Origin of the sequence: uncultured Jatrophihabitans sp., from assembly GCF_964246335.1 — a bacterium.
Lineage (GTDB): Bacteria > Actinomycetota > Actinomycetes > Mycobacteriales > Jatrophihabitantaceae > Jatrophihabitans.
The window spans coordinates 1-21398 of sequence record NZ_CAXTQF010000027.1; the positions used below are offsets into that span (position 1 = coordinate 1).

Here is a 21398-nt window from a genome sequence, read left to right on the forward strand (position 1 = left end):
GATGCCGCCGCGCCTGCCCGGCGGACCCCAGACAGGCGCCTTCCCACCCGGGATGGGCGCGATTCCGCCGCGGGGAGCGACCAGCCCGGGTGGGAAGGCGCAATGGGATGGGACGGGACGGGCGGGGTCAGCGCAGCGGGTCGGCGAGTGCGGCGTCGGCCGCGGCCACCGCTGCGCCGGACGTCACGCGCTGCACCGCGGCCTCGATCTCCGGGGCGAGGAAGCGGTCGTGCCCCGTGCCCGCGACACCCGCAGTGCGCAACGCGGCGACGACCGCGCCGGTGGCCGGGCTGGGCTGCAGCGGTGCGCGCAGGTCCAACGCCCGGGCTGCGGTCAACAGCTCGATCGCCAGCACGCGGCCGAGAGCGTCCACGGCGCGGCGCAGTTTGCGCGCGGCCGACCAGCCCATCGAGACGTGGTCCTCCTGCATCGCGCTCGACGGGATGGAGTCGACGCTCGCGGGCACGGCCAGCCGCTTGAGCTCGGACACCAGCGCGGCCTGCGTGTACTGCGCGATCATGTGCCCGGAGTCGACACCCGGGTCGCCCGCGAGGAACGGCGGCAGGCCGCGCGAGCGCGCGACGTCGAGCATCCGGTCGGTGCGCCGCTCGCTGATCGAGGCGACGTCGGCCGCCGGGATGGCCAGGAAATCGAGCACGTAGGCCACCGGCGCGCCGTGGAAGTTGCCGTTGGACTGCACCCGGGCCTCTGCGTTCCCGGCGTCCTCGGTCTCGAAGAGCACCACCGGGTTGTCGACGGCCGACGCCAGCTCGTGCGCGGCCACCGTGCGGGCGTGCGCCAGCGTGTCGCGCGCCGCGCCGGTCACCTGCGGCGCGCAGCGCATCGAGTAGGCGTCCTGCACGTACACGCAGTCCGGGCCGGCGTGCGACGCCACGATCGGCGAGTTCGCGAGCAGCGCGCGGATATTGCCCGCGGCGACGCCCAGTCCGGGATGCGGGCGTAGCGCCTGAAGGTCTGCGGCGAACACCCGGTCGGTGCCGAGCATCGCCTCGACACTCATCGCTGCGCAAAGATCCGCGGTACGCAGTAAGAGATCCAGGTCGGTGCACGCGAGCAGCAGCTGGCCGAGCATGCCGTCGGTGCCGTTGATCAGGGCCAGGCCCTCCTTCTCGGCGAGCTCGATCGCGGCGAGGCCGTGCGCGGGTAGTGCGTCGGCCGTCGGCAAGAGTGCGCCGGATGCGTCGCGCACCGTCCCCTCGCCGATCAGCGCCAGCGCGACGTGCGCGAGCGGCGCCAGGTCGCCGGAGCAGCCGAGCGAGCCGAACTCGTGGACGACTGGAGTCAGGCCGGTGTCGAGCAGCCCGGCGAGTGCCTGGGCGGTCTGCGGCCGCACCCCCGTGTGCCCGGTGGCGAGGGTGGACAGGCGCAGCGTCATCATCGCCCGCACGACCTCCGTCTCGACCTCCGGGCCGCTGCCTGCGGCGTGCGAGCGGATCAGCGAGCGCTGCAGCAACGCGCGCTGGTCGAGGGGGATGTGCTTGGTCGCCAGCGCGCCGAAACCGGTGGAGATGCCGTAGTGCGGCTCGACGTCGTCGGCCAGGCTCTCGATGATGCCGCGGGAGTGAGTGATCGCTGCCAACGCGCTCTCGTCGAGCGACACCCCGGCGCCGTCGCGGGCGATGGCGACGACGTCGTCCTCGGTCAGTGGTCCGGTGCCGATGGCGATGCGCTGCATGCCGACACTGTGCCCGACGAGCGCGACCGGCACGATGCCCGCCCGTCGGCACTCGCTACCGTCGAGAGCATGCGCGCTGTCGTCATCACCGAACCCGGTCCGCCGGAGGTCCTGCAGGTGCAGGACGTGCCCGACCCCGAGCCACGTTCGGACGAGGTGATCGTCGACGTCGCCGCGACGGCCGTCAACCGTGCGGACCTGCTGCAGCGGCAGGGCAACTACCCGCCGCCGAAGGGCGCGTCGCCGTACCTGGGCATGGAGTGCTCCGGCACGATCTCGGCCGTCGGTGACACCGTCGCCGGGTGGGACGTCGGCGACAAGGTGTGCGCGCTGCTCGCGGGCGGCGGCTATGCGGAGAAGGTCGCGGTGCCGGTCGGGCAGCTGATGGCCGTGCCGGACGGGATCGGCCTCGTCGACGCCGCCGCGTTGCCGGAAGTGACGTGCACGGTGTGGTCCATGGTCTTCGGCGCCGACGCCGGGCGGCTGCAGCCGGGCGAGCAACTGCTCGTGCACGGAGGCACCAGCGGTATCGGCACCATGGCCATCCAGGTCGCGCACGGTCGCGGCGCGAGCGTGATCGCGACCGCCGGCACGCAGCGCAAGGTCGACTTCTGCCGCGAACTCGGCGCGGACGTCGTGATCAACTATCGCGAGGACGACTTCGCCGACGTCGTCGCCAAGGAGACCGACGGCGGTGGTGTCGACGTCATCCTCGACAACATGGGTGCGAGCTACCTCGAGCGCAATGTCGGCGCGCTCGCCTCCGGCGGCCGGCTAATCGTCCTGGGCATGCAGGGTGGCGTCAAGGGCGAGCTCAACCTCGGCGCGCTGCTGATGAAGCGGGCGTACGTGCACGCCGCCGGCCTGCGTGCCCGGCCGCCGGCGGACAAGGCGGCGATCGTCGCCGAGACGCAGGGCAACATCTGGCCGATGATCGAAAGTGGCGCGGTGCGGCCGGTCATCGACCGCGTGCTCACGCTCGACGACGCCGCGGAGGCGCATCGGCTGCTCGACTCCAGCGAGCACATCGGCAAGGTCGTCCTGCGAGTCCGCTGACGCAGGTGAAGAGAGGTTGACGACATGAGCGAACACGATGACGTGACCGGCGGCGAGCTCGCCGAGACCGGCGAGGACGACGGGCAGGACGGCATCGCCGCGCAGGTCGAGCAGCCCGCGAAGGTCATGCGGATCGGCACGATGATCAAGCAGCTGCTCGAGGAGGTGCGTGCGGCGCCGCTCGACGAGGCCGGCCGCGCCCGGCTGCGCGAGATCCACGAGTCGTCGATCCGTGAGCTCGAGGCGGGGCTGGCGCCCGAGCTGCGCGACGAGCTCGAACGCCTGACGATCCCGTTCGGTGGTCAGACACCGTCCGAGGCCGAGCTGCGTATCGCGCAGGCCCAGCTGGTCGGCTGGCTGGAGGGGCTGTTCCACGGCATCCAGACCGCGTTGTTCGCCCAGCAGATGGCCGCCCGTCAGCAGCTCGAGGAGATGCGCCGCCGCGCACTGCCCGGCGGTGTCGGCGACCCCGGCGCCGGGGGCGGCGGGCAGATGATCGTCGGCCCCGGCGGTCAGATCATCCAGGTGCCGAGCGGCGGTCTGGGCCCCACGACGGGTGAGGACGAGCAGGAACACGGCGGGCGCGGGCAGTACCTCTAGCCTGCTGGCGTGAACTTCGTCCGCGACGTCGTCGCTGCACGCGCGGAGGACGAGCTCGCGATCGTGACCCTCGACCGTGACGGCGCCCGGCGCGAATGGACCTTCGGCGAGATCCTCGAGGCCAGCGGATCGCTCGCCGGCGCGTACCTCGAACGCGGGGTGCAGCGCGGTTCGACGGTGCTCACGCTCGTCGGCAGCACGATCGAGTACGTCCTGGCGATCCTCGCCGGGCTGCGCATCGGCGCGGCCACCCTGCCGTGCAGCGAACAACTGCGGCGCAACGACGTTGCCCTGCGGCTACGCCGCGCCGACGTCGACCTCGTGCTCTGCGATGCGCGCAACCGCGAGGTGCTCGACGCCGCCGCGCCGCAATGCCCGGTGCTCACCACCCCGGACGCGTCGCTGTTCGAGGCGTTCGAGGCGCCGCCGTTCGCGGACCTCGGCGAGCGCGACCCGTCGTTCGTGCTGCTCACCTCCGGCACCAGCGGTGAGCCGAAGCTGGTGACGCACGGGCAGCGCTACGTCAGCGGCCAGCAGTTGCAGGCGCGCGAGTGGATGGCCGCGCAGCCCGGCGAGCTCGTGTGGTCGACGGCCGCACCGGGGTGGTCGAAGTCGGCCCGCAACAGCTTCATCGCACCGTGGCTCGGCGGCGCGGCCGCGCTGTTGCAGGACGAGCGGTTCGACGCCGTTCGGCGGCTGGAGACGATCCGCGCCGAGGGCGTCAACGTGCTGTGCATGGCGCCCACCGAGTACCGGCTCGTCGCCGCGCACGGACCGATCGGCGCGCTGCCGTCGCTGCGCCGCGCGGTCACGGCGGGTGAACCGCTCGGCGTGCCCGCGTTCGAGACGTGGCGTGCGCAGACCGGACTGTCGATCTCCGACGGGTACGGCCAGACCGAGACGGGACAGGTCACCGGCGTGCGGCCGGGCGAGACCGCACCGCCGGGCTCGATGGGCAAGCCGCTGCCGGGCATCGTCGCGGACGTCGTCGACGGCGAGCTCGTACTCGACCCCGCCACCGTCCCGACGTTCTTTCTCGGCTACGACGGCGCCGCCGTACCCGAAGGTATGTGGCGTACCGGCGATCAGGTGCGTCGCGATGACGACGGCTGGCTGTTCTTCGAAGCCCGCGCCGACGACGTGATCATCTCGGCGGGTTACCGCATCGGGCCGGCCGAGGTGGAGTCGACGCTCGGCGCGCATGCCGCGGTGCGCGAGTGCGCGGTGCTGGGCGTGCCGGACGACGCGCGCGGGCAGGTCGTCGGCGCTGCCGTGGTCCTGCAGCCGGGGTTCGACGGGTCCGCCGAGTTGATCGCGCAGTTGCAGCAGTTCGTGCGTGCCGAGACGGCGCCGTACAAGTACCCACGACGAATCTGGTTCCTCGACTCGCTGCCCAAGACGACGAGCGGCAAGATCCACCGCGCCGCCCTGCGCCCGCCCACGTGATCAACACGGGCTCAGCCCCGGAAACCGGGGCTGCCGTCGTGTTGATCACCCGGGGGTGTCAGCAGCGACTCGATGAGCACGGCGACGGCGTCGTCGTCGTTGGCGCCCACGGTCTCGTCCGCCGCCTCGACCGCAGCGGGATGCGCATTCGCGACGGCGTAGGACCGGCCCGCCCAGCGCAGCATCGGCACGTCATTGGGCATGTCGCCGATGGCGACGACCTCGCTCGCGTCGATGCCGTGCGTGGCCGCGACCTCGGCCAGCCCGGTTGCCTTCGTGACGCCGGGCGCGGACAGCTCGAGCAGCCCGAAGGACGACGAGTGCGTGATGGTCGCGCGGTCACCGACGAGCTCGGTCGCCGCGGCCAGGAACTCGTCCGCGTCCGCCTCGCGGTCCTTCGCCAGCAGCTTGACCGCGGGCGCCGTGACGATCTCGTCGACCGTGCCGATGTGCGGCGGCGCGATCGGGTTGCCCCGCCGGTCGGTCTCCGGGTTGACGTCCCAGTCGTGGGTGTAGCCCGGCTCGGCGGCGAAGGTGTGCCCGAACTCGACGGCGAACCCGACCGACGGGAACGCGCCACGCAGCTGCATGGTCAGGTCGTGCAGCAGCGTCTCGGGCAGGGTGTGCGCGGTGATGATGCGCTCGCTCGCCATGTCGTAGATGACCGCGCCGTTCGCGCCGACCGCGACACCGACATGGCCCGTCTCGTCAACGACGTCGTCGAGCCAGCGCGGCGGGCGGCCGGTGACGAACACGACGAGCAGGCCGGCCGCGGCGGCTGCCTGCAACGCGGCACGCGTGCGGTCCGAGACGGTGTTGTCGCTGCGCAGCAGCGTGCCGTCGAGATCGGTCGCGACGAGCCGGATCACTGCGCGACGGGCGTGAGCAGCTCGCGACCGCCGAGGTAGGGGCGCAGCGCTGCCGGCACGTACACCGAGCCGTCCGGCTGCTGGTGGTGGTCGAGCAGGCACGCGATGGTCCGGGCGGTAGCGCACAGCGTGCCGTTCAGCGTCGCGACCGGCTCGGTGCCGTGGGCACCGCGGGTACGGATGTTGAGCCGGCGGGCCTGGAATGACGTGCAGTTGGACGTCGAGGTCAGCTCGCGGTACGTGCCCTGCGACGGGAACCACGCCTCGCAGTCGAACTTGCGCACCGCGCTGGAGCCGAGGTCACCGGCGGCGACGTCGATGACCCGGTACGCAAGTTCGAGCTGGTCCAGGAACTCGCGCTCCCACGCCAGCAGCCGGCGGTGCTCGTCGTACGCCTCGGCGAGCGGGACGTAGGAGAACATCTCGACCTTGTCGAACCAGTGCACCCGGATGATGCCCTTGGTGTCCTTGCCGTAGCTGCCGGCCTCGCGGCGGAAGCAGCTGGAGAAGCCGGCGTAGCGCAGCGGCAGGTCGTCGGCGGGCAGGATCTCGTCCGCGTGGTAGCCGGCCAGCGCGACCTCGGACGTGCCGACCAGGTAGAGGTCGTCGTCCTTGTCCAGGTGGTAGACCTCGCTCGCGTGCGCGCCGAGGAACCCGGTGCCGGCCATGATCTCCGGCTTGACGAGAGCCGGCGCGATGACCGGCGTGAACCCGGCCTCGGTGGCCTGCGCCATCGCGAGGTTGACGAGCGCGAACTCCAGCTGCGCGCCGATGCCGGTCAGGAAGTAGAAGCGCGCACCGGAGACCTTCGCGCCGCGTTCGGTGTCCACGGCGCGCAGCGCGGTGCCGATCTCGAGGTGGTCGCGCGGGTTGTCGACCTGCGGCGGGGTGCCGACGGTGTCGAGCGTGACGAAGTCGTCCTCGCCGCCGGCCGGGACGCCGTCCTCGACGACGTTCGCGATCGCGAGGTGCGCTTCGCGCAGGGCCGCGTCGGCGTCGTGCAGCGCTACTTCGGCGCCCTTGACCTCGCCGGCGAGGCGCTTGCCCTCCTTGATCAGCTTCTCGCGCTCGGTGGGCTCGGCGGACCGGATGCTGCGGCTGAGCTCGTTCTGCGCGGCGCGCAGGCCGTCCACCTCGAGCACGGTCTCGCGACGGCGGGCGTCGGCGGCGAGCAGCGCGTCGACCAGCATCGGGTCGTCGCCTCGGGTGCGCTGTGACGCGCGCACGGCGTCCGGGTCGTCACGCACGAGTTTGAGGTCGATCACCGACCCAGGTTATCGAGGGCTCGCGCGTCGGATTCCGGGAGTTGTCCACAGGCGCGGCCGGACGTGAGCGGCGCGGCGGTGATCGTGCCTACGCTGCCGGGCAGCTGATCTTCTTCGTCAGGGGGCCGCGATGGGTGGGTACCGCGTCGACCCGGGCGTGCTCGGCGACGTCGACGCCGCACTCGTCGCGGCTGCCGAGCAGGCGCGCGCCGAGCTGCACGGGCTGGCGTCCGCGGCCCAGCCGTTGCTCGAAGGTTGGCACGGCGTCGGGGGCGCGCACTTCCGGCAGGGCTGGGACGACTGGCATGCAGGTGCGGTGGACCTGCTCGCCGCGCTGGCGCAGCTTGCCGAGGCGCTCGGTATGTCCGGCCAGGAGTACGCCACCACCGACGACGCGGTGCGGACGTCTGTGGCGGCGGTCCCGTCATGACCCGGGTTGCCGTCGATCTGGCCCGGCTGCGCGAGCTCACCGACCGGATGGCCACGTTCGAACACCGGCTGACGCGCGCACACGACGACGTGCTGTTGCGTGTCGAGCAGGTGCACGCGACGTGGCAGGGCGACGCGGCGAACGCGCAGGCCGCGGCGCAGCACGAGTGGACGGTCGCTCTCGGTGAGGTGCACGCGGCACTGACGGCACTGCGGCAGATCGGCGCGACCGCGCACGCCAATTACGCCGCGGCGATCACCACCAACCGCCGGATGTGGGCGCAGTGACGACGTTCCTCGACGTCGAGACCGCCGACTTCGTCCAGGCGGCGCAGTCCATGGCACACGACGTCGGCGACCCCGCGGGCAACGCCCTGCTCCGGTTGCAATTCGGCCTCGGCGACTGCGCGCAGATGGCCGGGCGGGATCCGGGCGGTGCGGCGTGGGCGGCGTCCTACGACCGGGCCGCCGCCGCGGCGCTGACCGCGGCGACCGATGTTGTAGACGCGACGTATCGCGTCGGCGCAATGTTCGCGCAGACGGCCCGCAACTACGCCGCGGCCGACGCCGCGTCCGGCGGCCATCCGGCGCACGTGGACGCCGCACCGGTGCCGAGGCACAACGCCGCGCCGTGCTTGAGTCCGCCGTCGGCCACCGGCGGCTCGGGCGGTGCGCCGACGGGGTGGTCTCTTGTTGAGAACACTGTCGGTCGGGTGTGGCCGGACGGGCACCAGGATCGGCTGCACGCGGCCGCCGTGGCGTGGTCTCGCGCGGCCTCGACGCTGCGCGACACGGCGTCGTGGACGGTGCTGTCCGACGTCGCATTCGACCGGGACCGGTTGCCCGAGGCCGACGACATGAACGTGGTGTGCATGTCGGTCACCTCGCACATCAACGCGGTGGCCGGTGTCTTCGACCAGCTCGCCGATTCGTGCCGCGAGCTCGCGCAGCACATCGACGTCGCGCACTCCGAGGTCGAGCACGAGCTGGCGAGCCTCGCCGGGCAGTCCGCCGCGATCGAAGTCGGCGGTGCAGTGTGCTGTCCGTCGTCACTGCGGGCACGTCCGAGCTGGTGGCGCAAGGGGTCGAGGCCGGGCGGATCGCCGCTGTCGCGAATCGCATCCGCGATCTGATCGACCTGTTCACCGCTGCCGCGCGTGCGGTGAGCGCGCGGGTTGCAGCCGCAGCCGATCGTGCCGTGCAGGTGGCGGCTCGCGCCCGGGTGCTGCTCGGCGCCCGGCTGTCGGCCGCCGAGCTCATCGTCGCCGGCCGATACCCGCGGCTCGCTCAAGCGGTCCGAGAGCGGATGGCGATCTACCGCCTGGAAGGAGACGCGGGACAGGTCGTCTTACGCAAGATGTCGGTGACGCTCGCGCAGGCCGAGCGCAAGTTCAAGCATGCGGCTGACCTCGGGGTGGCAACGTCACGTGGCCGAGCTGGTTTCGAGGAATTCCGGGCAGCTCTTCAAACCTTCGTTCGATCCCCGGCTACGGCACGAACCCGCGGCTTCTACCGCGGAGACGCGGCAATCCTCAGTTGGAACCGCAAGAGGATGGTTCTTGTCATCCAACATCCGGACGGCGGATTCTGGACTTGTTTCAAGATGACCGGAGAGCAACTTTCGAGCATCGAGGCGAGGGGGCGAGTTGGATTTGAATGACTCCGAGGCAGCGGAAGTACGCAGCTACTTCCAGCCCATTCACCACCTCCTGCGTGACTTCGTCGACGGCAGCCTCGAGCCCGGGCAGTTCGAAGAGTCCTTCTTCGTGGCATATCCGGAGCTCAAAGGGGAGTTGTCCCACGAGGCGTTCATGACGACGGAGTGGTTGTTCGGACTGGTCGAAGAATGGAACGCAGAGGAACGCCTTCGCGACGAAGGCGCGTTGACGACGGAAGAGCTACGTCGGCAGATAGGCGAGCTGCTCGATCGACTGGATTCGTCAGGTTCGGGATCGCGCGCGTCGGCATGACCGACGTGCCGTAGCGAACCGTAGGCACGCGCGGCACCGAGCGGGCGCGGTCGGTCAGCTCGAGTTGGCACCGACTGCACGGCCAAGTCATGTCCCTTGCCGGGCTGTACTACGGCGTCATACAGCCGCCGCTCGGTGGGTAGCGGCCCGAGTGCCGCAGGTGCCCTGCAACCTGTATTACGCGCGTAATACAGGTTGGGAGGGGTAGCAGTCCCCCGGCACAGCCGACCTTCGGCTACTTGCGCTCCGGCCGGGACACCTCGCAACCCGCCGGGCCGACTCTGGGCAAGACGGCTCGCCGTCGTTCATCTTGCGTTCATCTCACGTCTGCGCGACCAGAGCAGGCGCTGGGTAGCGTCCGATTTGCCGAAATTGAGTCCCACCGCAACAGCCGGAGAACCTTCGTGGACGTGTCCTTCCTCGTTGTGGTCGTGATCGCCACGGCGCTTGCGTTCGACTTCACCAACGGCTTCCACGACACGGCGAACGCGATGGCGACCTCGATCGCCACCGGCGCGCTGAAGCCGCGCGTGGCCGTCGTCATCTCCGGCGTGCTGAATCTCGTCGGCGCGTTCCTGTCGACCGAGGTCGCCAAGACGATCTCCAGCGGGGTCGTGGACGACGACAAGCTGTCCAGTCACAGCGTCAACGGCACGGCGATCATCTTCGCCGGCCTCATCGGCGCGCTGTTGTGGAATCTCGCCACCTGGCTGCTCGGCCTGCCGTCGAGCAGCTCGCACGCGTTGTACGGCGGCCTGATCGGCGCGGTGTGGGTCGTCATCGGCACGGCCGGCATCCACTTCGACGCGGTGTTCTCCAAGATCATCTTGCCGGCGCTGCTGAGCCCGGTGATCTGCGGCGTCATCGCCGGCCTCGCGACCTTCGCCGCCTACACGCTGACGCGGCGGGCGGACGAGCAGACCTCGAAGACCTACTTCCGCCGCGGCCAGACCGTCTCCGCGTCGCTGGTCAGCCTCGCGCACGGCACCGGCGACGCGCAGAAGACGATGGGCGTCATCACCCTGGTGCTCATCGTCAACGGCCACCAGAAGTCCGGCACGGACCCGCAGACCTGGGTCATCCTGTCCGCGGGCCTCGCGATCGGGCTGGGCACCGCGATCGGCGGCTGGCGCATCATCCGCACGATGGGCACCCGGCTCACCGACATCGAGTCCCCGCAGGGCTTCGCCGCCGAGTCCGCGTCCACCGCAGTGTTGCTCGCTTCGGCCAATCTGGGCTTTGCGCTGTCGACCACGCAGGTCGTCTCCGGCGGCATCCTCGGCTCCGGCGTCGGCCGGAAGCTCGCACAGGTGCGCTGGGGCGTCGCCGGGCAGATGGCGCTCGGCTGGCTGTTCACCCTGCCGGTCGCGGCACTCGTCGGTGCGCTCGCCGGTGAGCTGGCGAGCAAGGGCAACGGCGGCATCGTCATCGTCGCGCTGGTTGCGATCGTGCTGGTCTCGCTGATCGTCTACCGCTCGCGCAAGGACCCGGTCAGCTCGACCAACGTCAACGACGAGCCCGGCACGCGGCACACCGCCGACACCGAGCTGGCAGGAGCCACCGCATGAGCATCGACTGGTCCGCGTTCTGGCAGGTCGCCGGCGTCAGCCTGGCCTTCGGCCTCGGCATCACCGTGCTGTTCGCGCTCGGCGTGATGGGTCTGTCCATGTCGCGCGGACACGTGAAGGACGAGGCGGACGCCGCGGGTGGAGCGCAGACCGGCGACGCCGTCCGCGGCGGCCGTGGCGCGGGCTCGATCCTCGCCGGAACGTGCTTCGTGCTGTGCGTGGCCGCCGTACTGTACGGGCTGTACCTGGAGATCCCGCAGTTCCACTAGTCGCCGCCAGCCGCGACTACCCCGCGGTGCCCTATCCCGGCGCACGCCCCGAGTACTCGTTCATCGAGTGGGACGGCCACTGCCTGCGCGTCGAGGCGAGCGACGACGGGTGGGTCGTCGGCGACGTGCCACTCGACGACTGGCTGATGGCCAACGCCGCCGCACCCACGGCACGGCGCCGGCCGGTCCTCGCCTACGGCTCCAACGCCTGCCCCGCCAAGATCTCCTGGCTGCGTGCCGAGCACGGACTCACCGGACCCGTCGTCGTGCTGCGGGCGCGCTGCACCGGACTGGCCGCGGTCTGGGCTGCCGGGCGCCGGGTGGTCGACGATCAGCGCCCGGCCACGCTGTGCGCCCTGACTGACGTCGTCGAGGAGCACGCCGTCTGGCTGGCCGCCGACGACCAGTTCGCGGCGCTCGACGCCTGCGAGGGCCGCGGCGTGCGCTATCGGCTCGCCCGCGTGCACACGGGGCGCGTCGAGCTGGCCGACGGCAGCGGCCTGGACGCCCCGCTCGCCTATGTCGGGCTCGCCGCGCAGCGCATGCCGCTGCTCGTCGACGGCCGACCCGTGCGCTGCGCTGACACGACCCAGGCGCACGCCATGAGCCTGACCGGGACATCGGCGGCCACCGACGGCCTCGACGTCACCGTGCTGCCCGGGCCGTAGGCTCCTCGATTGTGGACGACCGTCTGCCGATCAAGATGCTGCACGACCGCGTGCTCGTGCGCGAGCCCGGCGAGGACGGCGAACGCCGCTCGTCCGGCGGCATCCTCATCCCGGCCACCGCGCAGGTGTCCAAGCGGCTCGCCTGGGGCGAGGTGCTGGCTGTCGGCAACCATGTCCGCGCCGTCGAGGCGGGCGACCGCGTGCTGTTCAGCCCGGACGACCGGTTCGAGGTCGAACTGTCCGGCGAGGAGTACCTGTTGCTGCGCGAGCGCGACCTGCACGCCGTCGCCGCGCAACGCAACGACCAGAACACCGGCCTGTACCTGTAGCGGTCAACCGCTCACGGCGCGGTCGCTCATGCCGTCCCCTTCGTGCGGACCTGGTCCAACCAGGCGCGCGCGTCCGCGAACCGGTCGTCGGTGCGGCCCGGCGGCACGGTCGCCTGCGTGCCCTCCCGACGCGGGTACGAGCCGAGGAACCGCACGTCGGCGCACACCCGGTGCAGGGCCGCCAGGGCGTCACCGACCCGCTCGTCGGCGATGTGGCCCTCGCAGTCGATCGAGAAGCAGTAGTGGCCGATCCGGCTGCGCGTGGGCCGCGACTCGATGCGGGTGAGGTTGATGCCGCGATTGCCGAACTCGGACAGAATCTCGAGCAGTGCGCCCGAGTGGTCCGCACGCAGGTACGCGACGAGCGTCGTGCGGTCGTTGCCGGTGGGCGGTGGCGGCGGCGCCGGCCGGGTCAGCAGCACAAACCGGGTGACGGCGTTGGCGCTGTCCGCGATGTCGTGCGCGAGCACGTCCAGCCCGTACAACTCGCCGGCGACGGCCGCGCTCACCGCCGCGTCGTACTCCCCCGCCGCCACGGCCGCAGCTGCGCCGGCCGTCGAGCCGACGAGCGTGACCTGCGCGCTCGGCACGTTGTCGATCAGCCAGCGACGTACCTGCGCCTCGGCGTGCGGATGCGTGGCGATGTTCGCGATATCGGCGAGCCGCGTCCCGGGCCGCGCCAAGAGCTCGAACGTCACCGACAGGTAGGTCTCCTCGGCGATCATCAGCGGTTCACCCGTCGCCAGTTCGTCCAGGGTGGCCGGCACCGCGCCCTCGACCGAGTTCTCCAGCGGCACCAGCGCGGCGTCGGCGGCGGCCGTGCGCACGGCGTCGATGGCCAGGGTGACGTTCGTCGTCGGCGTCAGGACGGCGTCGTCGGCCACCGGCAGGGTGCGCAGCGCGGCGTGGGCAAACGTGCCCTCCGGGCCGAGGAACGCGATCGTGCGCACGCGCGAACCCTACTTCGATCCAGGGGCAGGGATCAGGCGCTGCGGCGGCCGAGCAGTCCGCGCCGCTTGTCCAGCGCCGCCGCGACGGCCTGCGCCTCCTCCGGCGACAGATCCTGCGCGCCCTTGCCGGCGCTGACGCCCTTGGCGTAGACGCGGGTGTCGGCGTTGCCGGCGATGGCGCTGAGGGTCACGCCGTCACCCTGCTCGTCGAGTAGTGCGAGCGAGAACGACAGGTGTCCGGACATCGAGCCGAGCGCGTCGTAGCGCACCAGCGCGACATTGCGCAGCGCTCCCTGCGCAGCGCCGCTCGCTGCCGGGGCGCCGGCCGCCGGGCCGCTCGCGACCTGCGCGCGCAGCTCGGCGAGCTGCTCGGCCAGCACCTCGGTGCGCTCGGTGTTGCGGTGCGTCGCTTCCAGCAGCGACGCCTGCCCCTCCGGCCCGCGGCCGCCGCGGGCCAAAATGGCCGACGCCCGGCGCAGCTTCGCCAACGTGCGCAGCGCGAAATAGGCACCGACCAGGGCGACGTACGCCAGGACCAGCGCGAAGACCGCGACGTAAGTGGACATTGCCCTTGAGATTAGGGCCGTACAGCGCCCTGACCGCGCAGACACGACGGGCGCGGGACGGGATTGCGGGCGCCTCCCGCGCAGGATCGGCGGACTGCACAAGGTGTCTGGTAATCCAGGCTTGTGTCTGGTCATTGTGCGCAGTGTGTCTGTCTCGGGCATAGCCACTTGCCCAGTCGGGGTTGTGCGCGCCAGGCTGCATGCATGACCACCGTCGAACTCACCCCCGAAGAGCGTGACGCCCAGCTGACCGTCGACCGGCTCAAGCAGCTTGTCGGCCTCGTCGAGTACGACGAGAGCACCGACCCGTTCCCGGTCACGGCCATGGACGCGGTGGTGTTCGTCTGCGGGAACGCCACGCAGAGCGCGCACTTCTACCAGCACGCGTTCGGGATGACGCTCGTCGGTTACAGCGGACCCGAGACGGGCAACCGCGACCACCGGGCGTTCGTGCTGAAGTCCGGCTCCGCCCGTTTCGTGCTGATCGGCGCCGTCGACCCGGCCAGCGCGTACGCCGACCACCACCGCATCCACGGTGACGGCGTCGTCGACCTCGCGCTCGAGGTGCCAGACGTCGACAAGTGCATCGCGCACGCCCGCACGCAGGGCGCCACCGTGCTGGAGGAGCCCAACGACGTCAGTGACGAGCACGGCACGATCCGCCGCGCGGCCATCGCGGCCTACGGCCAGACCCGGCACACGCTGATCGACCGCTCGAACTACCGCGGCGTCTACCTGCCCGGCTACGTACCGCAGAGCTCGACGATGACGCCGCCGGACAAGCGCTTCTTCCAGGCCGTCGACCACTGCGTCGGCAACGTCGAGCTCGGCCGGATGGACGAATGGGTCGACTTCTACAACCGCGTCATGGGCTTCGTGAACATGGCCGAGTTCGTCGGCGACGACATCGCCACCGAGTACAGCGCGCTGATGAGCAAGGTCGTCGCGAACGGCAACCACCGCGTCAAGTTCCCGCTCAACGAGCCGTCGCCGGGCAAGCGCAAGTCGCAGATCGACGAATACCTCGAGTTCTATGCCGGCCCCGGCTGCCAGCACATCGCGATCGCGACGAACGACATCCTGCGCGCCGTCGACGAGATGCGCGCGCGCGGCCTGGAGTTCCTGGACACACCCGATTCGTACTACGACGACGCCGAACTGCGGGCGCGGATCGGTGAGGTGCGGGTGCCCGTCGAGCAGCTCAAGGAGCGCGGCATCCTGGTCGACCGTGACGAGGATGGCTACCTGCTGCAGATCTTCACCAAGCCCGTCGGTGACCGCCCCACCGTGTTCTTCGAGCTGATCGAGCGGCACGGCTCGCTCGGCTTCGGCAAGGGCAACTTCAAGGCGCTGTTCGAGGCCATCGAGCGCGAACAGGAGCGGCGCGGCAACCTCTGATCCGTAACCGGCGCCGCACCGGGACCTCCGCGCCGGAGCGGACCGGCGCTGACGGTCAAGTTCAGTCGTCCGCTGCCGATGGGTACGCCGTGACCGTCGTGCTGCCCCCGAGCGGCAGCGGTGCGCACAGTCCGCGCCGACCATTTACGGGCGGTGCGCTTCGACGGATCCGCGAATGGCTGCCGCGCGGCCACACGCTGCGCCCCGCCGCATGGACGTACCGGCACCAGCGCATCACCGCGTTCGCCATCGTGCAGGCGCTCGGCATCGGCGTCTTCGCGCTCCTGCGTGGCTACGACATGGCGACCGCGGTGCTGTCCGTGCTCATCGTCGGAACTCCCGCGCTGGTCGGGCTGATGACGACGCTGCCGCGCACCATGCGCATGCTCTCGGTCGTCTTCAGCCTGATGTCGGCGTCGGCCACGCTCGTCGACCTGACCAACGGGCTGACCGAGGCGCACTTCCACTTCTTCGTCATGGTCGGCGTCGTCTCGCTCTACCAGGAATGGTCGGCCTTCGGCCTGTGCGTGCTGATCACCGTGCTTCATCACGCGGTCATGGGATTGCTCGCCCCGGGCACGGTGTACGCCAGCGGCACCCAGCAGGCACACCCCGTGGAATGGGCGATCGTGCACGGCGGCTTCATCCTCGCCGCGAGCGTCACGCACATGATTGCGTGGAAGGCGACCGAGGTGCAGGAGCAGCGGGACCCGCTGACCCAGCTTGCCAATCGAACCGCGTTCCTCGATCGCATGCGCGAGCTGCTGAGCCGGGAGTCGACCCCGGTGTCCGTTCTCTTCGTGGACATCGACAACTTCAAGGCGATCAACGACTCCGGCGGACATCACGTAGGTGACCTGGCGCTGCACCATGCCGCGCAGACGATTGCGGGCGTGCTGCGGACCGGCGATCTCGTCGCGCGCATCGGCGGCGACGAGTTCGCGGTGCTGACGCCGACGACCGCCGCGCAGGCGATGACCCTCGCCGACGGGATCGCGACCGCCCTGCAGGCGCCGTTGACCGTCGGAGACCGCGAGGTCTTCGTCGCCGCCAGCATCGGCGTCGCCGACGACGAGCTGGCCGACTCGCGCGAGCCCGAGGACCTGCTGCGCGACGCCGACCTGGCGATGTACCTGGCCAAGTCGCGCGGCAAGGACCAGGTCGTCACGTACACCGCCGGCATCGACAAGGACGTGCGCGCCCAGGCAGCGCTCGCGCAGGACCTGCGCGCAGCGCTCGAGCTCGCGCAGTTCGAGGTGCACTACCAGCCGGTGTTCGGCCGGCAGGACGGTCGCATGTGCGGCGTCGAGGCGCTGATCCGCTGGAATCACCCGGAGCACGGCCTGGTTCCGCCGGACCGGTTCATCCCGCTCGCCGAACGCTTCGGCGACATCAAAGCCATCGACGCCTGGGTGCTGCGCACGGCCGCGGTGCAGGTTGCGGCCTGGCAACGCGCGTTGCCCGGGTGCGCGGACCTCGAGCTTGCGGTCAATCTGTCCGCTGCCCAGCTGCGCGACCCCGACCTGCTTCCGCGCATCGCCGAAGCCCTGCACGTGGCCGGGCTGCCGGCGAGCTGCCTCGTCCTCGAAGTGACCGAGACGATGCTGCTGTCCGACCTCGATCTGTCGCACCGGCAGCTCGATGCGCTGCGCACGATGGGCGCACGGGTCGCCATCGACGACTTCGGCACCGGGTACTCGTCGCTGAGCTACCTCGCTCGGCTGCCCGCCGACCAGGTCAAGATCGATCGGTCGTTCGTGCAGGAGTTGACCAGCGGCGCCAGCTCGGTCGCCCTCGTGCGCGCCATCCTGGACATGGCCCGCGCGCTCGACCTGGAGGTTCAGGCGGAGGGCGTCGAGGAGGTCGAGCAGCAGGCGATCCTCGACGAGCTCGGTTGCGCGCGGTCACAGGGCTTCCTGCATGCGCGCCCGATGAGTGTCGCCGCGTTCCCGGACTTCGCGCGCACCGCCGACTTCGACGACAGCGTCGTGACGCCGATCGAGACGGCTCGCTACGGCGTAGCCGAGGAAGCAGTCTGATGGGCCTCGCCGACGGCGACCACAGATCGCTCGTGCAGCTGCACCTGGGGCATCTGGTCCTGCTCGCCACCTGGTTGTTGATCGTCGTCGTGGTCTACCTGTCCGGGCCGCGCAAGCAGCGCGACCGGCGCGTGACGCGTCGGCCGGCACCGGCACGCGGGCCGTGGCTGCTCGCCGCCGCGGGCGCGACGCTGGCCAGCGGCGTGATCCACCTGGTCGTCATCCGCGAGCACTTCGCCGAGTCGCTGCTCTACGGGTACTTCTTCCTCGTGCTGACCGCCGCCCAGGCAGGCTGGGCTGCGTGGGTCGTCGCCCGACCGCAGCGCGCGCTGCTGCTGGGCGGCGCGGCGGCGTCGCTGGCCGTCGTCGTGCTGTGGCTCGCCACCCGAACGGTCGGCATCCCGCTGGGTCCCGCGGCCGGTGAGAAGGAAGCGTTCGGACCGCTCGACATCGCGGCGTCGGCACTCGAACTGGCCACCGCAGCGTGCGCCTGCGCCGCCGTTTACGCGAGTCGACGCAGTGCGCGAGCCGTGGCTGCTCTCGGCATCGGCTGAGTGCACCGTCGGCGCGTGCGAGGTCGGTGACAGACTCGACGCGTGACGTCCTTCGGTGAGTTGGCGCTGCGCGACGAGCTGCAGCGCGCGCTGGACGCGCTCGGTTACGAGGAGCCGACACCGATCCAGCGCGAGGCCATTCCCGCGCTGCTCGCCGGCCGCGATGTCGTCGGCCAGGCCGCGACCGGCACCGGCAAGACCGCCGCGTTCGCCCTACCGCTGCTGCAGCAACTGACGCCCGGCGGTGCTGCGCCGCAGGCGCTCGTGCTGGTGCCGACGCGAGAACTCGCCATCCAGGTCGCCGAGGCGACGCACCGCTACGGCCGCCAACTCGGCGCGCGGGTGCTTGCCGTCTACGGCGGCCAGCCGATCGGCCGGCAGATCCGTGCTCTGGAGTCCGGCGTGGACGTCGTCGTCGCCACCCCCGGACGCGCCATCGACCACCTCACGCGCGGCACCGTCGACTTCGCGCAGCTGCGCACCGTCGTGCTCGACGAGGCGGACGAGATGCTCGACATGGGCTTCGCCGAGGACATCGAAGCGATCATGGCTCAGGTGCCGGGGCAGCGGCAGACGGTGCTGTTCTCCGCCACGCTGCCCAAGCGCATCGATGGGCTCGTGCAGCGCTACCTGACCCGGCCGGTCAAGGTGCGCATCCACCGCGAGAAGGGTGAGACCGGACCGGCCAACGTCCGGCAGGTCGCCTACCTGGTGCCGCGCCAGCACAAGGCGTCCGCCCTCGGCCGCATCCTCGACGTCGAGTCGCCGACCGCGACCGTCGTGTTCTGCCGTACCCGCGAGGAGGTCGACTCGCTCGGCGAGACGCTCGCCGCCCGCGGTTACCGCGCCGAGGCGCTGCACGGCGGTATGACGCAGGACCAGCGCGACCGCGTCATGTCGCGCGTGCGCAACCGCACCGCCGAACTGCTCGTCGCCACCGATGTGGCCGCGCGCGGACTCGACATCGACCACCTGACGCACGTCGTGAATTACGACCTACCGTCCGCGCCGGATTCCTACGTGCACCGGATCGGCCGGGTCGGGCGTGCCGGTCGCGACGGCGTGGCGATCACGCTCGTCGAACCGCGTCAGCACCGCCTGCTCAAGACGATCGAGAAGGCGACCAAGCAGAAGATCACTGTCGAGACGCTGCCGACCGTCGCCGACCTGCGCGCCCGGCGTCTCGAGCTCACCCGCGCCGCGCTGGCCGAGACGCTCGCCGACGGCGACAGCGAGCAGTACCGCGTCGTGGTGGACACGCTCACCGACGAGCACGATCTGATGGAGGTCGCGCTGGCTGCCGTCCGTCTGGTGCACGAGGCGAGCGGCGCGGACGAGACCGATGAGATCCCTTCGCCGAGTGCCGACTCGGCGGCCAGGCAGGATGCGGGCGAGCGCACGGCGAAGACGCGCGACCGCGGCCCGACGTCGACGGTGTTCGTCAGCCTCGGGCACGCCGCGAAGATCCGTCCGCAGGATCTCGTGGGCGCGATCGCCAACGAGACCAGCCTGTCCGGACGACAGATCGGCGCCATCGAGATCACGCACAAGTTCTCGACCGTCGAGATCCCGCAGGCCGCGGAGCGCGAGGTCATCGACGCGCTGCGCAACACGCTGATCAAGGGCCGTAAGGCCCGCGTCGAGCGCTACAAGCCGCCGGCGGAACGGCACGCGTCGAAGGCGGACCGACGCACGTCGGATCGCGCACCGAAGGCCAGGACGGAGCACCGATCATGAGCCCGCAGCTGCGTCCGGCGTTGAGCACGCTGCCCGCATACGTTCCCGGCCGCACCGTGCCCGGTGCCATCAAGCTGGCCAGCAACGAGACGCCCTACCCGCCGCTGCCGCACGTGCTCGAGCGCATCGCGGCCGCCGCCGCCGGCGCGAACCGCTACCCGGACTCGAACTCCACCCAGCTCGTCGGCGAACTCGCGGCGTGCAACGGCGTCGACGCCGCGCAGGTGCGCGTGGGCTGCGGCTCGGTGTCGCTGTGCACCCAGCTCGTGCAGGCCGTCGCCGACGCGGACGACGAGGTCATCTATGCGTGGCGCTCGTTCGAGGCGTACCCGATCATCACGACGGTCAGCGGCGCGTCCTCGGTGCAGGTGCCGCTCGACGGTGGGTACGTGCACGACCTCGACGCGATGGCGCAGCGGGTCACGGGCAAGACCCGGCTGGTGTTCGTCTGCAACCCGAACAACCCGACCGGCACCGCCGTCGACCGTGACGCGCTGGTCCGTTTCCTGCGCGCGGTGCCGTCCGATGTCGTCGTCGCGCTCGACGAGGCCTACCGGGAGTTCGTCGCCGACGACGCCGTGCCGGACGGGCTGACCCTGCTCGACGAGTTCCCGAACGTCGTGGTGCTGCGGACGTTCTCCAAGGCGTACGGGCTGGCCGGTCTGCGCGTCGGCTACGCGATCGCCGGCGATCCGGCGGTCGCCGCGGCGATCGCGCAGACGCAGGTGCCGTTCGCGGTCACCACGGTGGCCCAGGCGGCCGCGCTGGCCTCGCTCGAGGCGCCGGCGCAGGAGCAGATGCGCGAGCGCGTCGCCGAGGTCGTCGCCGAGCGCGAACGGGTCCGCGCCGAGCTGCTGCGTTTGGGGCACGCGGTGCCGCCGACCCAGGCGAACTTCGTGTGGGTGCCGCTCGGCGACACGACCACGGCATGGGCCGCCGGGTGCGAGGCGCGCGGCGTCATCGTCCGTGCGTTCGCCGGGTCGGGTGCCCGCGTCACGGTGAGCTCGCCGGAGGAGAACGACCGGTTCCTCGCCGCCGCAGCCGACCTCGTCTAGTCGGCCGACGGCGTCGTGCGCCGGCGGGCGACGCGCGGCAACCGCAGGCCGAGCAGCCGGGCAAGCAGGCCGAGGACGAACGCGAGGGCGAGGAACGGCAGCAGCGCCCCGAACGCCGCCGAGAGCGCGACCGCAGCCGTCACGAAGGCGTGCCAGCCGCGCTGTACGCCGCCGACGAAGCCGCCCGCGCGCGGCGGCGTCGGCTGGTGGTGTCGCGCCGCGACAACGAGATGGACGGTGACGCTCGCAAGGGCGGTCTGGCGGTCCAGCGCGCGCTGCTGTGCCTGCAACGATTCGAGATCGGCCTCGCGGTTGTTGATCTCCGACTCGATCGCGATGACGTCGGCAACCCGAGTCGCGCGACCGTAGAGTGCGCGCAGCCGGGTCAGGGAGTCCTGCGCGCTGTGTACCCGTGACGTCACGTCGGCGACGCGCTCGGTGACGTCCTGGGTCGACGACGAGCGCGACTGCTCGACACCGAGCGCGGCAAGTCGGTGCAGCACCTGGTCCAGCTGCATCGGCGGCACCCGCAGCTGAAGTGTCGCGGCAGGACGGGCACCCGCGCTGCGGTCGTCGGAGTCGATCTCGCCGCCGGTCCGCTCGGCGATCGCGCCGGCTGCGTCGGCCTGCGCGCCGAGCTGCGACGCGCCGCGGACGGCGACGGTCAGTTCTGCGGTCCGGATCAGCTGCCGCTCGAGCGGTGTCGTCGCAGCGGTGCGCGGCCGGTCGGCCGTGGTCGCACCGCCGGCAGCCGAGGCGGCCGCTCCGTGACGTGCCGCTGCTTCGTCCGCGCCGCTGCTCTCGGACGTCGCGGACCCCGAGCAAGCCGCGCACAGCGTCAGCGTCGCGACGAGCACCGGCAACAATTGACGAAGGCGAGTCATGCCCATCACGACGAGCCCGCGCGGCGACTGCGTTCGCGAAACCCGGTTGC

General features: G+C 71.2%; 23 protein-coding genes. 17 read left to right on the forward strand and 6 right to left on the reverse strand.

Going from position 1 to position 21398, the window contains the following annotated elements; translation table 11 throughout:
* Positions 1 to 127: 127 nt before the first annotated feature.
* Complete coding sequence (gene hutH / locus ACFFCN_RS09705; RefSeq protein WP_375491092.1) at positions 128 to 1696, reverse strand: histidine ammonia-lyase; 1569 nt, start codon at positions 1694 to 1696, stop codon at positions 128 to 130.
* A 69-nt stretch (positions 1697 to 1765) separates the two neighbouring features.
* On the opposite strand from hutH, the gene ACFFCN_RS09710 reads away from it, so the two are divergent.
* Genes ACFFCN_RS09710 through ACFFCN_RS09720 form a run of 3 tightly spaced genes read left to right on the forward strand, consistent with a single transcriptional unit; the run spans position 1766 to position 4798 of the window.
* The gene (locus ACFFCN_RS09710; RefSeq protein WP_375491094.1) at positions 1766 to 2752 is read left to right on the forward strand and encodes an NAD(P)H-quinone oxidoreductase; all 987 of its coding nucleotides are present in this window, start codon (positions 1766 to 1768) and stop codon (positions 2750 to 2752) included.
* 24 nt (positions 2753 to 2776) lie between these two features.
* Positions 2777 to 3352, forward strand: a complete 576-nt coding sequence (locus ACFFCN_RS09715) for a bacterial proteasome activator family protein (RefSeq protein WP_375491096.1) — start codon at positions 2777 to 2779, stop codon at positions 3350 to 3352.
* Positions 3353 to 3361: 9 nt separating this feature from the next.
* On the forward strand, positions 3362 to 4798 hold the full coding sequence (locus ACFFCN_RS09720) for an acyl-CoA synthetase (protein ID WP_375491098.1): 1437 nt from the start codon (positions 3362 to 3364) through the stop codon (positions 4796 to 4798).
* An 11-nt stretch (positions 4799 to 4809) separates the two neighbouring features.
* Here ACFFCN_RS09720 and ACFFCN_RS09725 read toward each other — a convergent pair whose 3' ends face one another.
* Both ACFFCN_RS09725 and serS read right to left on the reverse strand, forming a co-directional pair.
* Positions 4810 to 5667 (reverse strand): HAD family hydrolase, encoded by an 858-nt coding sequence (locus tag ACFFCN_RS09725; RefSeq protein ID WP_375491100.1) that lies wholly within the window; start codon positions 5665 to 5667, stop codon positions 4810 to 4812.
* A complete protein-coding gene (gene serS / locus ACFFCN_RS09730) occupies positions 5664 to 6932 on the reverse strand; it encodes a serine--tRNA ligase (protein WP_375491102.1) in 1269 nt (422 codons plus the stop codon). Before serS ends, ACFFCN_RS09725 begins: the two co-directional genes overlap by 4 nt.
* Before the next feature lie 130 nt (positions 6933 to 7062).
* Between serS and ACFFCN_RS09735 the strand changes: the two genes are divergently transcribed.
* The 9 genes from ACFFCN_RS09735 (at position 7063) to ACFFCN_RS09775 (ending at position 12165) form a co-directional block, all read left to right on the forward strand.
* Positions 7063 to 7362 (forward strand): WXG100 family type VII secretion target, encoded by a 300-nt coding sequence (locus tag ACFFCN_RS09735; protein WP_375491104.1) that lies wholly within the window; start codon positions 7063 to 7065, stop codon positions 7360 to 7362.
* A complete protein-coding gene (locus ACFFCN_RS09740; protein ID WP_375491106.1) occupies positions 7359 to 7649 on the forward strand; it encodes a WXG100 family type VII secretion target in 291 nt (96 codons plus the stop codon). Before ACFFCN_RS09735 ends, ACFFCN_RS09740 begins: the two co-directional genes overlap by 4 nt.
* Positions 7646 to 8494, forward strand: a complete 849-nt coding sequence (locus tag ACFFCN_RS09745) for a hypothetical protein (protein WP_375491108.1) — start codon at positions 7646 to 7648, stop codon at positions 8492 to 8494. Before ACFFCN_RS09740 ends, ACFFCN_RS09745 begins: the two co-directional genes overlap by 4 nt.
* A complete protein-coding gene (locus ACFFCN_RS09750) occupies positions 8434 to 9021 on the forward strand; it encodes a colicin D domain-containing protein (RefSeq protein WP_375491110.1) in 588 nt (195 codons plus the stop codon). Before ACFFCN_RS09745 ends, ACFFCN_RS09750 begins: the two co-directional genes overlap by 61 nt.
* Positions 9008 to 9331, forward strand: a complete 324-nt coding sequence (locus tag ACFFCN_RS09755; protein ID WP_375491112.1) for a colicin immunity domain-containing protein — start codon at positions 9008 to 9010, stop codon at positions 9329 to 9331. The genes ACFFCN_RS09750 and ACFFCN_RS09755 overlap by 14 nt, the downstream gene beginning before the upstream one ends.
* 404 nt (positions 9332 to 9735) lie before the next feature.
* Entirely contained in the window at positions 9736 to 10899 is a 1164-nt protein-coding gene (locus ACFFCN_RS09760) for an anion permease (protein ID WP_375491114.1), read from the forward strand.
* Entirely contained in the window at positions 10896 to 11168 is a 273-nt protein-coding gene (locus ACFFCN_RS09765) for a hypothetical protein (RefSeq protein ID WP_375491116.1), read from the forward strand. Before ACFFCN_RS09760 ends, ACFFCN_RS09765 begins: the two co-directional genes overlap by 4 nt.
* A 26-nt stretch (positions 11169 to 11194) precedes the next feature.
* Positions 11195 to 11836, forward strand: a complete 642-nt coding sequence (locus tag ACFFCN_RS09770) for a gamma-glutamylcyclotransferase (protein WP_375491118.1) — start codon at positions 11195 to 11197, stop codon at positions 11834 to 11836.
* Positions 11837 to 11871: 35 nt separating this feature from the next.
* The gene (locus ACFFCN_RS09775) at positions 11872 to 12165 is read left to right on the forward strand and encodes a GroES family chaperonin (protein ID WP_375491168.1); all 294 of its coding nucleotides are present in this window, start codon (positions 11872 to 11874) and stop codon (positions 12163 to 12165) included.
* 26 nt (positions 12166 to 12191) lie between these two features.
* Here ACFFCN_RS09775 and pheA read toward each other — a convergent pair whose 3' ends face one another.
* Entirely contained in the window at positions 12192 to 13115 is a 924-nt protein-coding gene (pheA, locus tag ACFFCN_RS09780; protein ID WP_375491120.1) for a prephenate dehydratase, read from the reverse strand.
* Between the two features lie 32 nt (positions 13116 to 13147).
* Complete coding sequence (locus ACFFCN_RS09785; RefSeq protein WP_375491122.1) at positions 13148 to 13681, reverse strand: DUF4446 family protein; 534 nt, start codon at positions 13679 to 13681, stop codon at positions 13148 to 13150.
* Positions 13682 to 13885: 204 nt separating this feature from the next.
* Here ACFFCN_RS09785 and hppD point away from each other — a divergent pair, with 204 nt between their 5' ends.
* The 5 genes from hppD (at position 13886) to hisC (ending at position 20464) form a co-directional block, all read left to right on the forward strand.
* Positions 13886 to 15079: a 4-hydroxyphenylpyruvate dioxygenase gene (hppD, locus tag ACFFCN_RS09790; protein ID WP_375491124.1), complete on the forward strand. Its 1194-nt coding sequence runs from the start codon at positions 13886 to 13888 to the stop codon at positions 15077 to 15079.
* Between the two features lie 89 nt (positions 15080 to 15168).
* Positions 15169 to 17118, forward strand: a complete 1950-nt coding sequence (locus ACFFCN_RS09795; RefSeq protein WP_375491126.1) for a putative bifunctional diguanylate cyclase/phosphodiesterase — start codon at positions 15169 to 15171, stop codon at positions 17116 to 17118.
* A complete protein-coding gene (locus tag ACFFCN_RS09800) occupies positions 17118 to 17672 on the forward strand; it encodes a hypothetical protein (RefSeq protein WP_375491128.1) in 555 nt (184 codons plus the stop codon). Before ACFFCN_RS09795 ends, ACFFCN_RS09800 begins: the two co-directional genes overlap by 1 nt.
* Positions 17673 to 17714: 42 nt before the next feature.
* Positions 17715 to 19409, forward strand: coding sequence for a DEAD/DEAH box helicase (locus ACFFCN_RS09805; RefSeq protein WP_375491130.1), 1695 nt, complete (start codon positions 17715 to 17717; stop codon positions 19407 to 19409).
* Positions 19406 to 20464: a histidinol-phosphate transaminase gene (gene hisC / locus ACFFCN_RS09810; protein WP_375491132.1), complete on the forward strand. Its 1059-nt coding sequence runs from the start codon at positions 19406 to 19408 to the stop codon at positions 20462 to 20464. Before ACFFCN_RS09805 ends, hisC begins: the two co-directional genes overlap by 4 nt.
* On the opposite strand, the gene ACFFCN_RS09815 is transcribed toward hisC, so the two are convergent.
* A complete protein-coding gene (locus ACFFCN_RS09815) occupies positions 20461 to 21348 on the reverse strand; it encodes a DUF4349 domain-containing protein (RefSeq protein ID WP_375491134.1) in 888 nt (295 codons plus the stop codon). The two genes, hisC and ACFFCN_RS09815, sit on opposite strands and share 4 nt — an antisense overlap.
* Positions 21349 to 21398: the final 50 nt, after the last annotated feature.

What these genes read in the sequence shown, in the direction of transcription:
- ACFFCN_RS09765 (WP_375491116.1), top strand. Translation starts at nt 10,896, where the DNA reads ATGAGCATCGACTGGTCCGCGTTCTGGCAGGTCGCCGGCGTCAGCCTG.
- hisC (WP_375491132.1), top strand. Translation starts at nt 19,406, where the DNA reads ATGAGCCCGCAGCTGCGTCCGGCGTTGAGCACGCTGCCCGCATACGTT.
- ACFFCN_RS09740 (WP_375491106.1), top strand. Translation starts at nt 7,359, where the DNA reads ATGACCCGGGTTGCCGTCGATCTGGCCCGGCTGCGCGAGCTCACCGAC.
- hppD (WP_375491124.1), top strand. Translation starts at nt 13,886, where the DNA reads ATGACCACCGTCGAACTCACCCCCGAAGAGCGTGACGCCCAGCTGACC.
- ACFFCN_RS09735 (WP_375491104.1), top strand. Translation starts at nt 7,063, where the DNA reads ATGGGTGGGTACCGCGTCGACCCGGGCGTGCTCGGCGACGTCGACGCC.
- ACFFCN_RS09785 (WP_375491122.1), bottom strand. Translation starts at nt 13,681, where the DNA reads ATGTCCACTTACGTCGCGGTCTTCGCGCTGGTCCTGGCGTACGTCGCC.
- ACFFCN_RS09715 (WP_375491096.1), top strand. Translation starts at nt 2,777, where the DNA reads ATGAGCGAACACGATGACGTGACCGGCGGCGAGCTCGCCGAGACCGGC.
- ACFFCN_RS09710 (WP_375491094.1), top strand. Translation starts at nt 1,766, where the DNA reads ATGCGCGCTGTCGTCATCACCGAACCCGGTCCGCCGGAGGTCCTGCAG.
- ACFFCN_RS09815 (WP_375491134.1), bottom strand. Translation starts at nt 21,348, where the DNA reads ATGACTCGCCTTCGTCAATTGTTGCCGGTGCTCGTCGCGACGCTGACG.
- hutH (WP_375491092.1), bottom strand. Translation starts at nt 1,696, where the DNA reads ATGCAGCGCATCGCCATCGGCACCGGACCACTGACCGAGGACGACGTC.
- ACFFCN_RS09775 (WP_375491168.1), top strand. Translation starts at nt 11,872, where the DNA reads ATGCTGCACGACCGCGTGCTCGTGCGCGAGCCCGGCGAGGACGGCGAA.
- ACFFCN_RS09800 (WP_375491128.1), top strand. Translation starts at nt 17,118, where the DNA reads ATGGGCCTCGCCGACGGCGACCACAGATCGCTCGTGCAGCTGCACCTG.